Genomic DNA, 13,357 nt, shown 5'->3' on the forward strand with positions numbered 1-13,357 from the left:
TTGGATATGGTCATCGTCCTTGCTCCTCTCAGGAAGCATGGACCAGATCGCAATTACACAGAAGATCGGACACTCTCCTTCGCTTTGAAGCTTTTTCTTTAAAACCCGAAGAGCCTGATCGACATTATTATCGCGGACACTGACCTGCATATGGATAACACTATTACTCATGGCGGCCGTGCCGGCTTCCTTCGTCGGTACGATCGGTTTCATCGGCATTGTCGGTCCATATGTGGCACGGCTTCTTTTAGGGGAAGATTAACGCTTCTTCTTGCCCGGAGCAATGCTAGCTGGCGCGCTGATCCTTTCGGCCACATCTGTGCTCTCGAAGGCCTTGTTCGGCGCTGTCCTGCCCATTGGCAATGTCACGGCATTGGTGGGCGCTCCCTTCTTTGCCGCTCTTATTCTGACCAAGGGGCGCAAAGCATGGTGACGCTGCAACTTGAAAACCTCGTTGCGCGCTATGGTCGGCATGAGGTCCTCAGCAAGGCAACAACACCGCCAATTCGAGGAGGCAGTGACGGCTCTTGTGAGGGCAAATGCGGCTGGTAAGTCCACGCTGTTTCGGCGCATCGCAGGACAGATGCGGGGGGCAGGGACTGTGCGCTTCAGCGATGCAGCCACGGAGGACTTGCGCTACATGCCGCAGGATACGGGGATGAATGCAGCGCTGACGGTCTACGAATCCATCATACTCGCGCTGAAGCGCGGTGGGAGCGGTTGACGCCTTTCTACTTCCGAGCTAACGGCCGTGAACGACGTATTGGCCAGATTGGGCATCACCGCTCTTGCTGAGCGGCAATTGCCGGAACTGTCAGGCGGGCAACGTGAGGTCGTATCGATCGCACAGTCGCTGGTGACGCGGCCGCGGGTTGTCCTCATGGACGAGCCCACCTCCGCGCTCGACCTTTGCCTCCAATACGAGGTATCGGAGGCTTTGCAATCCTATGCTGCTGAAAGCGGAGCTGTGATGATCCTCGCTTGGCATGACCTAAATCAGGTGAATACAGAATGCTCGGTCATCATTTTACCTCATAATGATCTCAAGCTGGCGGAAATTGCTGTTGAGCGGTTTCTCCGCGTTCCAGTGTCATGCCCGCAGTTTGCTGTGAAATCGGCCAACTACAGCAGCTAGGTCTCTTTTCGATCCACCCGGATCAACAACAATGGTTCCGGAATGGACCAACAGAAGCACGCCGCGAATGGCGAGTTCTGTCAAAAACCAGTTCACGTCACGTTCTGACAATCCCAAGCATTCTGGTGCCGTCACAACGACCTTATCCCCTTGATTTAGCGACAGCAGCAGTTGCTCTCGTTGGATGAGATGCTTTCGAGGACGCGTAGTTTGCCCTTCAAACTGGTCACACCAAACCTGTTCAATTACCCCATGCAGCGAAATTTCTTGTCGCTGCCGTTTGGCGGACGGCCTACCTTGGGCGGAAAGGATATATCCCCACGTAGCGCCGGATTTCGAAAACTTTGGGTCCATTTAAGGTCTTCCTCCTCTTAATCGTTCTTAGAAGCGGGAGGACTAGATCACGATCCAGCTTGCCGATTGATTGCCTCCGGCTAGGCTCACCCCTCTCCGCGGAACCATCTTCTTATCTGACCTAGTAGGCCAGATTCACAGAGCCAAACGCGACTATGCGCCGGCTTCGAACCTCGTGAGATTGAGGTCTCGGCCCTAGCTTGCTTGTCTCTTGCAGACGCTACTGAAGCAGGACGTGCATCCGTTTCAGATCGCTTTCGCTCAGCTTGCCTTCGCCGACAAGGGCAATCATCTCGTCATGATCAGCCAGTGTCTTGGTTAACATGGTTTTTCTCGTCTTCTTCCGGCCTGCCGTGACCGTAAAGGTCGGCGTTCTCATGGGCTCGGTCTTCGTGCTCAAATTCCAAACTCGAATGACCGATGCTAAAATCGTCCTTCAGCCGGTCCTTGATTGCCGTCTTGATATTTTCGATTTAACGCCAGCCGTCCGCTGTCAGCACGATGTGGCAGTCCAAAGCCGCCTTGTGCTCCTGCATCTGCCACAGATGGGCGGGTCGATCATGCGCATGCCACCCTCGTAGATCAGGTAGAAGCCGAGCAGGATAAGGGTCGTGTAGTTGATGAGCGCTGCGACAATTTCTATCCGCCCATAGCCGAAGGTCATGCGCGCGTCCGCAGGCCGCCGCGCGATTTTCCGAGCGGCAAAGGTGATCACCAACGATGCCATATCCGAGAAATTGTGCAGAGCATCCGCGATCAGTGCGAGGCTGCCGGATAGGATGCCGCCGACAATCTGCGCGACGGTCAGAAGACCGTTGGCCCAGATGGAGATGGAGACTCGACGGTCGCCGGACTCGAGGTCGATATGGGCGTGATCGTGGGCCATCAGGCAACTTCCTATCTGTTCGGCAGATCAAAACGCGGTCAAGCGCCGCGTTTTGACTTCCTTTCAACATGTGCAGCCAGACCGGACTTATTCGCAACAGGTTCGGTCACTCGGGATCCCATGTGCCATTGGGTCAGCAGCAGCCAGAACTCTTCTCTGGCTGCGACACTTCCTGTACCAATTCGGCTGTTTCCGCGCCGTCGGCTTCCCGTGCCACGTCCGCTTGAGCCACGATCCCACAGCATTTGCCGCTTTCGTCTGTAACCACGCTGCGGCGCACCTGTTTTTCTTCCATCTTGCTGCAACAGCTTTTAACGTCCTCATCAGGTGAGACTGTCAGGAGGTCATCCGACATGACGTCAGAAACCGGCGTGTCGGCTGCCTTTCCCTCTGCGACGGCACCACAGCAGATGTCGCGGTCCGTAATGATGCCGACCGGCTCACCGGCGTCATTGATCACGGGAATCGCGCCGACCGACTTTTCATCCATCAGCTTTGCGGCCTCCTGAATCGTAGTGTCGGTACTACAACATGTTGGATTGCTGGTCATGATTTCGTGAACTTGCATGATCTTACTCCTTGTTTTGGTTACTAGGGTGGAAACCGAAAGACGGGTGTTCAAGTTCCTTTCAGCGCGCTGAGTGGCGAGTTTTCGCGCGAGCCGTGCAGCAGCCACAATTTGGATAATTCAGTACTTGGAGCGCTGGTTTCTCTTCGGTCCAGGTCGGAAAAGGTCGGCAAGGGACATCAGGTATCTCCTCGAATCGCTTCCAAGGAAATGTAGTTACTACAGTTACTGTAGCTTCAAGCCACAAGTCTGTCCGGGTAGACGCGGTTGGAAACCTTCCCGAACAAATCGTTAACCTAGCTGCCCCTAGTCAGGACCCCACTACAGCTCGGCTTCGTTCCGAGGATGGGTGTTACTGGCATGAGCACAGCGGTCCAGCAAAAACGACACTGGTGCCGCTCTGCTCAATAGGTGGCAACCCGATCTGCACTACGCGTTCGGCGTGAGATATTGACCAGTGCAAACTGGGTGGGCGTAGATCACGTTCGCGGGGTCACGCTTTCTTCTGCCGAATACAGGAACGCCGTCGAACCAGTTTTGACGTTCGGGTATAGATGGTTGATATGTGCCATGACCATGCGGACACACCCCGAACTCGCGCGCCCGCCGATGCTTCTTGGTTCGGGCGTCCCGTGAATGCGTAGATAGGTGTCTCGGTTGCCTTCAAAAAGGTAAAGCGCCCGCGAACCAAGAGGGTTTTCTGGGCCAGGGTCAACACCGTCGGCAACCGGGCCATAGAGCTCGGGATCGCGTGCGATCATGTTTTGGGTCGGCGTCCAGTTTGGCCATTCCACTTTTCGCTGGATCGTATACGTGCCGGGCTCGTACAGGTTACCACGGGCGATCGCCACACCGTAACGCATCGCAGTTCCCCCTTCTTCGATGTGATAGATGTAGCGCGCTACGGCATCGACGTGGACGTCTCCCGGAACAAGCCCGTCCTTAGCGTCCACCCGCTGGGGCAAAAAGCGCGGGTGCAGGCCCCACGGGTTTGACGTAGTTGGATCAAAAGCGGGAGGTGTGACCTGCGCGTCCCAGGCGGCCTTCTCCTCCTTGGTGGGCCGGGTGGCTGCCAGTAGCGGGCCAGCGATTGGAGTAGAAAACAGCGCACCGCTGGTCTGGAGAAAATGTCGTCTTGTCAGCATCATTCTTACTCCTTCAACGTTAGGTAGGCAAACTAAGCTTAAACAAGGCCACTCTGCCGTTCAGTAAGGAAAGCCTGAAGCAGTATGGCCTGTTTGACTCGAATGCCGTTCTTCGTCTGCGGCCCTAACTCCTAAAGCTACTGTAGGTTCAAGAGAAATATTGAGGTCGAACCGGGGCTTTCGTGTTCTTACTTAGACAAGAACAGACCAGTCCGCCAGCAATTCGGTCGTGGCCCGTCACCGCAGGACTATCCGGTATTCTGGGTGCGGGGCCGATGTTCGCCATTGGTTGAAAAAACCTTCGCGGTAACATCTCGACTGTGTCTCACGTCGAAAGAACTACATCTAAAGAACGACCAAACCGGAGCGATGTAACGACCTGGCCGAAGGCCACGACATCTTGAATCACGTCTCGCGATAGTTGTCACAAGCCTCAACCCCTTCTGCGACGACATCAAGAAGAGCATCTACATCGCTCAATAGCGTTGTGATACGTGAATTGCTGATACGGTAGCGAACAAACCGTCCATCTCGATCGCTGGCGACAAGCCCGCACTCCAGCAGGCATCGCAAATGATTGGAGATATTGGGCTGCGTTAGTCCCGTGTGCGCGACGAGCTCCTGAACGACGAACGGACTTTTTGCCAAGGCGTCCAGAATCGTCAAACGACTGGTATCTGCGAAGCCGCGAAGCAATTTCGCGCGCTGTTCAATAGTGGTGGTCTTGTCTTCCATAACGATTTGCGCCATATCATTTCTCGCTGATATATAGAATCTTCTATCCACTTTAGCAGGAAAGCCGCGATCATGGCCAACACAGACAACGAGATAGCAGATGCGCCATTGTTTCGATACCGGGTTTCCGGCATGGATTGCGCGAAGGATGCTGCACAGATCGAGCGGGCGGCACAGTCGGCCGGGGTAGCGCCCGGCGATGTGAAAGTGTCGGCCGCAACCCACATCATGACACTGGCTGCACCCGAAGGGCGCCTGCCGGACATCGAAAAGGCCGTTGCGGTGACCGGCTACGGCTTCGACCGGATCGAGGGCGATGGAGACATTCCGCCGAATCCCGCCCATCAGGACCCGGCCTACCGACGCGCGCTCTGGATCGTCGTGATCCTGAACGTGGGCTACGGTGTCGTTGAAATGATCGGCGGGTTCATCGCCGGGTCACAGGCCGTGAAGGCCGATGCGCTCGATTTCATCGGCGACGGCGCGATCACCTTCCTTGGCCTGCTGGCCATCGGCTGGAGCCTCGCCTGGCGGGCACGGTCGGCCTTGATCCAGGGCATCTTCCTCGGGCTCCTCGGTCTCGGCGTCCTCGGCACGACCATCGTCCGGGTCTTCGAACGGACGACGCCGGATGCGGGTCTCATGGGCCTGCTTGGCATGATTGCCCTTGTCGTCAACGTCATCTCCGTTCTGCCGCTGCTGCCGTTCCGCAAGGGCGACGCGAACATGCGGGCCGTCTGGCTTTTCTCTCGCAACGACGCCATCGGCAATGCGGCGGTTGTCGTTGCCGCCGGTCTTGTGGCCTGGCTGGGCAGCGCGTGGCCCGACCTTATCGTTGCCTTCGGTATCGCCGGGCTATTCCTGCACTCGTCCTGGGCGATCATTCGCGATGCGCGGGCCGATCTGAAGACGACTGCATGAACAGCCGCGTTCTAGGCGGAGTTTGCGCCATCTCGGCGTTCGCCCTCGATCAGGGCACCAAGGCGCTTGCCCTGAACACACCTGCGCTTGAGGGCGGCGTCGAGGTTCTACCCTTTCTCAATCTCGTGCGGGTTCTGAACGATGGAGTCAGCTTCGGTATGCTGGGCGGGATCGTGCCTTGGTGGGGTCTCATCGCGCTTGCTGGCGTGATCGTGTTATGGCTGCTGATCTGGTTGTGGCGCGCGCCGGACAGGCTGACGGCTGCCGCTCTCGGTCTGATCATCGGCGGCGCACTCGGCAATGTCCTCGACCGGCTGCGTTATCAGGCCGTCCCAGACTTTCTGGATTTCCATTACGGAACATACCACTGGCCGTCCTTCAATCTTGCGGATGTGGCGATTTTCTGCGGCGCGGCCCTACTGTTCTGGGACAGCTTCCGCTCTGCGACGGACAAGCCTGGTCAGGGTCAACGCAAGGAAAACACAACGGGGGTGTAACCCATGTTCGGCATACCATCTGCGAAAGGCTTTGACAGCACACTTGCCCTGCTGCGCAACCCATATGGGTTCATTTCGGAGACCTGCCGCGCACTCGACACAGACCTGTTCGAAACCCGCATCCTCCTTCAAGAGACGATCTGCATGACCGGCGCGGCGACGGCAGAAGCCTTCTATCGGGAAGACCGGCTGATCCGCGCAGGCTCGATGCCAGGCCGCATACAGAAGTCCCTGCTGGGAGAAGGCGGCGTTCAGGGATTGGACGGCGCTGCCCACCAGCACCGCAAGAAGATGTTCATGTCACTCATGGGGACCGAGCGGATCGCCGCGCTTGAGGGCACGTCGCTTCACATGTTGGACAACTATGCGCCGGACTGGGAGGCGAGGAACGAGGTCGTCCTCTATGACGAAGTGCGCGAAATGCTCACAAGAGCTGCCTGCGCCTGGGCCGGGGTGCCGCTTAATGAAGCTGAGGTGGCGACCCGAACGGCGCAGCTTACAGCGCTTTTTCAGGACGCCGGGGCCCTTGGCCCCAAACACTGGCGCGCGCGTCTGGCGCGCCACCGCCTGGAAAAATGGGCAGCACGGCTAATCCAACAGGTCCGCGATGGTGAGCTTCAGCCGACGCAGGAAAGTGCCCTTCATATCATCGCGACATGGCGCGATCTCGATGGGGAGTTGTTGACCCCCAGGGTGGCCGCCGTAGAGCTGTTGAATGTCCTGCGCCCGACCGTCGCGGTATCCGTGTTCATAGTTCAGGCGGCGCATGCTTTACATCGGCATCCCGAGTGGCGGCAAAAGCTGAAGGACGACGAGGGACAGCTCGAACCTTTCGTGCAAGAGGTCCGCCGTCTGTATCCGTTCTTTCCCGCGGTTGCGGCACGGGTGAAGAGCGATTTCGAGTGGCGCGGACATCGCTTTCCCAAAGGGTACAGGGTTCTGCTCGACCTCTACGGCACGAATACCGACGCTCGTTCGTGGGACGCGCCGCAAGAGTTCCGGCCCGAGCGGTTTCACGATCGGGAGGTCACTCCCTACGAGTTCATTCCGCAGGGCGGTGGCGATCACCACAGGAACCACCGTTGTCCGGGCGAGTGGATCGCGATCAGCCAGATGAAGGCGTTTTGCAGTTTCTTCGTGAACGCCATCGACTACGAAGTGCCGGATCAGGATCTGGATCTGGAAACCGGAGAACTGCCGCCCATGCCCAAATCTCGGTTCATCATGCGTAACGTCAGGCCTCGGCAGTAGCTTCGCCCTCGTCCGGATCGACCGACCGCGCATCCTTCGTGGCCTCGAACGCCTCCCATGCAACGTAGGGCACGATCAGAAGCGCCGCCACCGGGTCGGCCCACCACCAGCCCATCCATTGCGTCAGACCGATCCCGGCCAACACCACGATCGTCTGATACTGCCAGATCATGGTGTCCTTGGCATCGTACTTCAGGGCGGGCGCATCGAGCCGCTTGCCGTAGCGATACTTGCCCCAGGCGAGGAACGGGTTGGCCACGAGCGAAGCACCCAGAATCGCGATACCCCACCAGTTGAAGCCCGGCGCCTTCTGCGAAATGAAGGCGGAGACCGCCTCGTAGAGGATCGCCGCGACGACGATCCAGAAGGCACAGGCAACCACGTAGAGCGCGACCTTCTTGCGGTGCAGGACCGTGCGCTTGTCGGCACCGTCCACCTCACTCTTCAAGCGCCAGATCAGAGTCGCAGCCGAGGTGGCCTCGACCGTACTGTCGAGGCCCCAACTCACCAGCGCTGCGCTGCCGGTCAGAAGTCCCACGGTGACGGATACGACGACCTCGATGATGTTGTAGACGAGGCTGGCGATCTCGACCCGGATGCCGCGCGTCAGATTGGCCTGCCGGTTATCTTGATGACTGCTCATAACATCTCATCACCGCAAAATTTTCGGCGAAAGTTCGAGGCGAGAATTGGCTACCTTGCCATCAGTTGCGCCACGGATCGAAAGCCGAGATTGTCCTGTTTCCAAGCTTCCTCAGTAGAGGCGAGCTTGTCCCTCATACATGAAAACCAAGGGCTTCGGACCTGTCGCGTAACCGGTGTTGAGCCGCTCCATGCGGAAGCCGCTTGTCTCGATCAAGTCGGCCGTCGGGCGGTCAAGATGGCAGTTCCCGGCGCAGTGTTTCCAGACAGGCGTCAGCCAGCGTTGCCAGCGCCGGATACGGGGTCCGGGCGCCAGGCCATGCTCGACGAAGCGGAAGACGCCATCCGGCTTGAGAACGCGCCGGATCTCGGCGAGAGCCTTCTCCGGTTCCGAAACGCTGCAGAGTGTCCAGGTGGCGACGACGCAATCGACGCTGCGATCTTCGAGCGGCAATGCTTCGGCCACGCCCTCGATCATCTCGGCCGCGGGCATCAGTCCATGGGAGGTTTGCGCGGCCCGAGAGAGGAGTTCGGGCGACGGATCAATACCGATGATCTGGCGCACGGCCTCGGGGTAGAGCGCAATGTTCAGGCCCGAGCCGATTCCGATCTCCAGCGCACGCCCATGCAGGCCGGAGATGGCGCGGCGCCGGTAGGGAAGAAGTTGATCCTGGCCCATCGCCAGATGCGTCAGCCGAGGGAGGATATGTTTCTCGTACAGTCGCATCTGTTCACCCGATCCGCGCAAGGACAGGGAAGGTGTCCAGCAGCCAGTAGGCCAGTGCGCTCAACCGCCCGGTCATCATCGCCAGGCCCATCAGGATCATGACGCCGCCCGCAGCCTGATGCAGGCGGCGACCCCAACGACCGATGCCGCGCAGCCTGCCGGCAATACTGTCGGTGAACCCCGCGACGACCAGAAACGGGATCCCAAGGCCGGCCGAGTAGACGGCAAGCAATGCGACGCCCTCGCCAATCGTCGCGCTTGTCGCGCTGGCGGTTAGGATGGCACCGAGGATCGGCCCGATGCACGGTGTCCAGCCGAAACCGAAGGCGAGTCCGAGCACGTAGGAGGCGACCGGTTGCCCGCCCGGCAGGTCGAGATGGAAACGCAGGTCGCGCTCCATGGCCGACAGGCGCGCTGCCCCGATCATGAACAGACCGAACAGGATCACGATCGCGCCGCCGACGAGGTTGAGTTCGTAGCGCCACTGCAGCAGCGTCTGACCGAGCGCGGTGGCAGAGGCCCCAAGCGCGATGAATATCGTGGAGAAGCCAAGGACGAAACAGAAGCTGAGCCAGACGGCCCGCCCCTTCGAAGGCGCTGCACTGCCGGTGACCGTACGTCCGGCAACGTAGGATACGTAGCCGGGCACGAGCGGCAGCACGCAGGGCGACAGAAAGGAAACGGCACCGGCCAGCAATGCCGCCATTAGTCCAAGAACGGAAAGTTCAATCAAATCCACATCTCCAAACTGATCGGTAGACCGCCACCACGTGTGCGCACGGAGCGGAACGGCTGGCGCGGTCGTCGTGCTTTTCCATGTCCTATTGCTTACGTTCGTCAATAAGAGCGCTTATCTGCGCAACGGCTTCGGGGCTGTTCCATTCGGCCGGGCCTGCGAGGCGCCCCCGCTCGCGCCCAATGCGGTCGATCAGAATCGTTGTCGGCAGCCCCACCACGGCCAAGGCCAGCATCGCGCGCGTATCCTCCGCGATATAGAGATCGAGGTTGCGAATGCCGGTCTCTCGGTAGAAGCGGCGCACAGGTTCGAGACCGGCCCGATCGATCGACAGCGGCAGAACATGAAAATCCGATCCGCCGAGGCGCGCTTGCAGCGCGTCGAGCGTCGGCATCTCCTCGCGACAAGGCGGGCACCAAGTCGCCCAAATGTTCAGAAGCACGACACGTCCCTCGAAGTCCGCCAGCGTCAGATCCCGTCCATCTCCATCCACGAAAGGCGGCGACAGGAGATCACGCGGAGTCCCGTGATTAGGGATCGGTGGTCGGGCGGAGGCAGGGCTTGCCGCAAGCGCCAAGACTCCGGCAAGGACGTCACGTCGCCTCACGGGTCGCTCTCAGCCTGCAACCGGCGCACGACCGGCAGAATGTCCTCCTCAAGCGAGGCCTGATCAAAGGGGCCGACATGCTTGTATGCAATGCGCCCCTCGGCGTCGATTATGTATGTTTCCGGCACTCCATAGACGCCCCAGTCTATCGCAACGCGGCCTGATCGGTCCGCGCCGATGCGGGTGAAGGGATCGCCGAGCTCTTCGAGGAAACCCAGCGCCTCCTCGGCATCGTCCTTGTAGTTGATACCGTAGATCGGAACGGTGCCCGCTTCGGCAAGATCGACGAGAAGCGGGTTCTCCGTGCGGCAGGGGACGCACCACGACGCCCAGACGTTGACGAGAGAAACCTGGTCTTGCAGGTTCGCCGAGCCTAGGCCGTCCTGCCGCCCTTCGATGGGCGGGAGCGCGAATTCCGGGATTGGTCTTCCGATCAGCGTCGAGGGCAACCGGTCGTCGTTGTTCCAGAGGCCCCAGTAGAAGACTACGCCCAGCAACCCAAACAGAAGAATAGGCAAAATCATGAGCGGCCGTCCGCTCCGGCGCCGCTTTTCTTGGTTATCCTTCGAACTCATAGCCTGCCATCAATGCTTGGAAGGAATAGGGTATCAGCAACCGCTGATATGAAGCAAACCGTCGCCGATCACAATGCCGAACGATGGGGGAGGCTTGGCCGCGGCTTCGCAGACCCGAGCCATACTTACTGTTTAGATTCGTAAGAAATCAGTGAAAGGTCGGTATCTGAAGAGGCCGTTGAATTCAGACCTCTGAACGGCCCCTTCGTCCGCTCTCCGGACATGCGCACCGAAAGCAGCGAAAAGCCGGTATTTGAGCAACTCAGCACGCTCAAATTCTCGCAGCATGATGGCAAAGCTGTCTTTGCCAGCGCTAGTAGTTCACCTGTTCGAAGTCGTAGTTGCCATCATAGTCACGCCAATCGACGAAGACAGATCGGTGATAGATACCCGGGCAATTCTGGCCCCAACGTTCAAGTCCCACATGGGCCTCAGGCAGGGCAGTTATAGAAGATCGCTGCCATGAGAAATCGCCTTGGGTTCCATAAGTGCCGAGGACTACAGTGGCGTAGCGTTCGCAGTCTCCTTCGCTTCCTGCTTCGTATTGCCGCGCGTAACGAACATCAAAGACACGGATGGATCGTACGAAATTGAACTCAGGTCCGCTGATATCGATGTCCGCCCGATCTTGAACGAGCCGGAGGGCCTGGTCGGCGGGAACGAATTTGTCTCTTGGCAAGGATTGGAGCGGTCGACGGCTGTCGGGCCGGTACAAGGCTTCAAAGATACGGCCAGCGTTGTTTGGTGGCCGATCGCCCTCATAGGAGGCGCCCATGGGACAGCGCCAGATTTGCAGCGGCGGTTCCACTGGCCAAGGCGTGATACGCCTGATGAATTCGGCGCGAGCTCGGGCGCAAGGGACGGAAGCGGGCCAGCCGCCAGACAGACACAAGAGGATCGCGCAGTCGATCGGGTATGTCTGCGCTCGGGCGGACATTGGTAGCGAAAGACCAGTCACGGTGAAAGCGACTGCAACCGAGGGGAGGAGCTTCTTGATCAGATAGTGCATGCTGCGGAACCTCCGTGAGAGGAGTCCAGCATATATACGATAATATACTATCGCAATGTGAGCGATACCTGAACTGCGACTCATGTTGGGATCAGGGTAGGGGCGTCATCGCATTTCCTCCAACATCTTTTCGCGGAAGACCTCAGCTGGCGTTTTCCATCCAAGGCACTTGCGCGGCGTATTGTTGAGGCGATCACAGATCACCTTCATATCGTGATCTGTGCATTGCCGGATATCGCGTTTGCGGGGCAACCACCTTCGAAGGCGTCGGTTAGTGTTCTCGACTGTGCCTTTCTGCCAGGGGCTGGAGGGGTCGCAGAACCACGTCTGGGTTCCGATCTCGGCTTGCAGGTGGGGCCAACTGACAAACTCGGTTCCGCGGTCAAAAGTGATGGACCGACGGGCGACGAGGGGGAGGTCTTTGATGGCGCTCATGATCTTGGCCATGACCGGCTTGGTGCGCTTGTTCGGGTTTTTCAGGATCACAGTGAAGCGGCTGACGCGCTCAACCAGTGAGGTAACGTTGGACTGGCCAAGCTTTTGTTTAAACAGCATCAAATCAGCTTCCCAATGACCGAACTGACGGCGATGAGCGACATCATCGGGTCGGAACAGAATGCTGACATCGCGGTGGAATTTGGGTTCTCTGCGCCTTCTGGTGCGACGTGGTCTGCGGGCGACACGGTGGGTCGGTAGATACCACCACAGGTCTTCGCGCTGACCTTCCTTGGAGTAGATGTAACGATAGATGGTTTCCTGACAGACCCTGAGAGGAGCGCGTTCGTGAATCATACGGTTACTGATCTGCTCTGGTGTCCAGCCGTTCTTGATACGCTCGATCACGCACTTGCGAAGCTCAGGATGTTTGATCAGTTTGCGCTCTCGAGCACGACGTTCCGCTTGCATCAGGTGAGCAGCGGCACCGTAATAGCCATCGCAACCCGGCATGCTTTCGTCCGAAAAATGGTTGCGCTTTAGCTCGCGAAATATCGTTGATCTGCAGCGCTTCAGAACGCGCGCCATCTCATCAACTGGGACCTTAGCGTGTCTCCAGCGTTCTATCTTGCGTCGTTCTGTGATACTCAGTTGGTCGTAAACGGCTCCCATACCGATTCCTCTCATTAGATAAACTACTGTTTTCTAACAAGAGTCGCGCTTGAGGGTAGCGCGCGCCAACACTAAGTATAAATACGCATAATGAAGTTTATGTTAAAATGCCTGATCAAAACATCTGCACACAATTTGCTCAGCCGCATCTTCTAAACAGCAGAAGCGTAGAGAAAATCGGTCCGATCCTCCATTTTCGAATAGACGCGGCGATCATCCGTAATTCCAACGGATCGCGAGGTTTCGCGATTACCCCAAAGAGATTTTGCAGATCCAGTCGAGAATTTTATCCAGCACCGAGATGCGCGAAAATATTGCCTTTGGTCATGGGCATTTCGTCTCTTTCAGGTTCATCCGGTCCGCGCGCACATACCGGAAATCACAATACCTGCCGCCAGAGACGAGCGTTTGAGAGCGTTCCAGTTGCCCTCCCCACATCTCCGCCAGCGGATAGTCCAGATT

The 13,357-nt window shown here is 58.2% G+C and carries 16 protein-coding genes and 2 pseudogenes; 5 read left to right on the forward strand and 13 right to left on the reverse strand.

Annotated features, from left to right (window positions below; genetic code table 11):
- On the reverse strand, positions 1-150 hold a 150-nt coding region (locus ACGYLD_RS14115; protein ID WP_394403055.1), incomplete at its 3' end, for a 30S ribosomal protein S21.
- A gap of 19 nt (positions 151-169) precedes the next feature.
- On the opposite strand from ACGYLD_RS14115, the pseudogene ACGYLD_RS14120 reads away from it, so the two are divergent.
- Together ACGYLD_RS14120 and ACGYLD_RS14125 are read left to right on the forward strand one after the other, a co-directional pair.
- Positions 170-433 (forward strand): annotated as a pseudogene (locus ACGYLD_RS14120) (iron chelate uptake ABC transporter family permease subunit).
- A gap of 318 nt (positions 434-751) precedes the next feature.
- Positions 752-1,135, forward strand: a complete 384-nt coding sequence (locus tag ACGYLD_RS14125) for an ATP-binding cassette domain-containing protein (protein WP_271694222.1) — start codon at positions 752-754, stop codon at positions 1,133-1,135.
- A 656-nt stretch (positions 1,136-1,791) separates the two neighbouring features.
- On the opposite strand, the pseudogene ACGYLD_RS14130 reads toward ACGYLD_RS14125, so the two are convergent.
- From ACGYLD_RS14130 to ACGYLD_RS14145, 4 genes and pseudogenes are all read right to left on the reverse strand, one after another.
- Positions 1,792-2,375: pseudogene (locus ACGYLD_RS14130) on the reverse strand (cation diffusion facilitator family transporter).
- A 133-nt stretch (positions 2,376-2,508) separates the two neighbouring features.
- The gene (locus ACGYLD_RS14135; protein ID WP_067631023.1) at positions 2,509-2,943 is read right to left on the reverse strand and encodes a CBS domain-containing protein; all 435 of its coding nucleotides are present in this window, start codon (positions 2,941-2,943) and stop codon (positions 2,509-2,511) included.
- A gap of 479 nt (positions 2,944-3,422) precedes the next feature.
- On the reverse strand, positions 3,423-4,088 hold the full coding sequence (locus ACGYLD_RS14140; protein ID WP_067264455.1) for a L,D-transpeptidase: 666 nt from the start codon (positions 4,086-4,088) through the stop codon (positions 3,423-3,425).
- Between the two features lie 405 nt (positions 4,089-4,493).
- Entirely contained in the window at positions 4,494-4,823 is a 330-nt protein-coding gene (locus ACGYLD_RS14145; RefSeq protein ID WP_236627323.1) for a helix-turn-helix transcriptional regulator, read from the reverse strand.
- 72 nt (positions 4,824-4,895) lie between these two features.
- Here ACGYLD_RS14145 and ACGYLD_RS14150 point away from each other — a divergent pair, with 72 nt between their 5' ends.
- The 3 genes from ACGYLD_RS14150 to ACGYLD_RS14160 are packed head-to-tail and all read left to right on the forward strand — an operon-like array spanning position 4,896 to position 7,492.
- A complete protein-coding gene (locus ACGYLD_RS14150; protein WP_067631019.1) occupies positions 4,896-5,744 on the forward strand; it encodes a cation transporter in 849 nt (282 codons plus the stop codon).
- Positions 5,741-6,241, forward strand: a complete 501-nt coding sequence (gene lspA / locus ACGYLD_RS14155; protein ID WP_067631017.1) for a signal peptidase II — start codon at positions 5,741-5,743, stop codon at positions 6,239-6,241. Before ACGYLD_RS14150 ends, lspA begins: the two co-directional genes overlap by 4 nt.
- Positions 6,242-6,244: 3 nt before the next feature.
- A complete protein-coding gene (locus ACGYLD_RS14160; RefSeq protein ID WP_067631015.1) occupies positions 6,245-7,492 on the forward strand; it encodes a cytochrome P450 in 1,248 nt (415 codons plus the stop codon).
- Here ACGYLD_RS14160 and ACGYLD_RS14165 read toward each other — a convergent pair.
- From ACGYLD_RS14165 to ACGYLD_RS14200, 8 genes are all read right to left on the reverse strand, one after another.
- A complete protein-coding gene (locus tag ACGYLD_RS14165) occupies positions 7,476-8,135 on the reverse strand; it encodes a cation diffusion facilitator family transporter (protein WP_394402914.1) in 660 nt (219 codons plus the stop codon). The two genes, ACGYLD_RS14160 and ACGYLD_RS14165, sit on opposite strands and share 17 nt — an antisense overlap.
- Before the next feature lie 111 nt (positions 8,136-8,246).
- Positions 8,247-8,861 carry a class I SAM-dependent methyltransferase gene (locus ACGYLD_RS14170; protein ID WP_394402916.1) on the reverse strand — a complete coding sequence of 205 codons (615 nt, stop codon included), beginning with the start codon at positions 8,859-8,861 and terminating at the stop codon, positions 8,247-8,249.
- Positions 8,862-8,865: 4 nt separating this feature from the next.
- Positions 8,866-9,567, reverse strand: coding sequence for a cytochrome c biogenesis CcdA family protein (locus ACGYLD_RS14175; RefSeq protein ID WP_348348220.1), 702 nt, complete (start codon positions 9,565-9,567; stop codon positions 8,866-8,868).
- Between the two features lie 115 nt (positions 9,568-9,682).
- Positions 9,683-10,204 carry a TlpA disulfide reductase family protein gene (locus tag ACGYLD_RS14180; RefSeq protein WP_067631003.1) on the reverse strand — a complete coding sequence of 174 codons (522 nt, stop codon included), beginning with the start codon at positions 10,202-10,204 and terminating at the stop codon, positions 9,683-9,685.
- Positions 10,201-10,728, reverse strand: coding sequence for a DsbE family thiol:disulfide interchange protein (locus tag ACGYLD_RS14185; protein ID WP_185805110.1), 528 nt, complete (start codon positions 10,726-10,728; stop codon positions 10,201-10,203). Before ACGYLD_RS14185 ends, ACGYLD_RS14180 begins: the two co-directional genes overlap by 4 nt.
- 364 nt (positions 10,729-11,092) lie before the next feature.
- Positions 11,093-11,788: a hypothetical protein gene (locus tag ACGYLD_RS14190; RefSeq protein WP_227511965.1), complete on the reverse strand. Its 696-nt coding sequence runs from the start codon at positions 11,786-11,788 to the stop codon at positions 11,093-11,095.
- A 105-nt stretch (positions 11,789-11,893) separates the two neighbouring features.
- Positions 11,894-12,895 carry an IS30 family transposase gene (locus ACGYLD_RS14195; RefSeq protein WP_317388860.1) on the reverse strand — a complete coding sequence of 334 codons (1,002 nt, stop codon included), beginning with the start codon at positions 12,893-12,895 and terminating at the stop codon, positions 11,894-11,896.
- A gap of 324 nt (positions 12,896-13,219) precedes the next feature.
- A complete protein-coding gene (locus ACGYLD_RS14200) occupies positions 13,220-13,333 on the reverse strand; it encodes a hypothetical protein (RefSeq protein ID WP_141100289.1) in 114 nt (37 codons plus the stop codon).
- Between the last annotated feature and the right edge of the window lie 24 nt (positions 13,334-13,357).

Source organism: Sulfitobacter sp. 1A12056, assembly GCF_043558125.1.
Taxonomy (GTDB): Bacteria; Pseudomonadota; Alphaproteobacteria; order Rhodobacterales; family Rhodobacteraceae; genus Sulfitobacter; species Sulfitobacter faviae.

Excerpts from the sequence above, each read along its gene's own strand:
- ACGYLD_RS14135 (WP_067631023.1), bottom strand. The coding sequence starts at position 2,943 with ATGCAAGTTCACGAAATCATGACCAGCAATCCAACATGTTGTAGTACC.
- ACGYLD_RS14140 (WP_067264455.1), bottom strand. The coding sequence starts at position 4,088 with ATGCTGACAAGACGACATTTTCTCCAGACCAGCGGTGCGCTGTTTTCT.
- ACGYLD_RS14145 (WP_236627323.1), bottom strand. The coding sequence starts at position 4,823 with ATGGAAGACAAGACCACCACTATTGAACAGCGCGCGAAATTGCTTCGC.
- ACGYLD_RS14150 (WP_067631019.1), top strand. The coding sequence starts at position 4,896 with ATGGCCAACACAGACAACGAGATAGCAGATGCGCCATTGTTTCGATAC.
- lspA (WP_067631017.1), top strand. The coding sequence starts at position 5,741 with ATGAACAGCCGCGTTCTAGGCGGAGTTTGCGCCATCTCGGCGTTCGCC.
- ACGYLD_RS14160 (WP_067631015.1), top strand. The coding sequence starts at position 6,245 with ATGTTCGGCATACCATCTGCGAAAGGCTTTGACAGCACACTTGCCCTG.
- ACGYLD_RS14165 (WP_394402914.1), bottom strand. The coding sequence starts at position 8,135 with ATGAGCAGTCATCAAGATAACCGGCAGGCCAATCTGACGCGCGGCATC.
- ACGYLD_RS14170 (WP_394402916.1), bottom strand. The coding sequence starts at position 8,861 with ATGCGACTGTACGAGAAACATATCCTCCCTCGGCTGACGCATCTGGCG.
- ACGYLD_RS14175 (WP_348348220.1), bottom strand. The coding sequence starts at position 9,567 with ATGGCGGCATTGCTGGCCGGTGCCGTTTCCTTTCTGTCGCCCTGCGTG.
- ACGYLD_RS14185 (WP_185805110.1), bottom strand. The coding sequence starts at position 10,728 with ATGATTTTGCCTATTCTTCTGTTTGGGTTGCTGGGCGTAGTCTTCTAC.
- ACGYLD_RS14190 (WP_227511965.1), bottom strand. The coding sequence starts at position 11,788 with ATGCACTATCTGATCAAGAAGCTCCTCCCCTCGGTTGCAGTCGCTTTC.
- ACGYLD_RS14195 (WP_317388860.1), bottom strand. The coding sequence starts at position 12,895 with ATGGGAGCCGTTTACGACCAACTGAGTATCACAGAACGACGCAAGATA.
- ACGYLD_RS14200 (WP_141100289.1), bottom strand. The coding sequence starts at position 13,333 with ATGTGGGGAGGGCAACTGGAACGCTCTCAAACGCTCGTCTCTGGCGGC.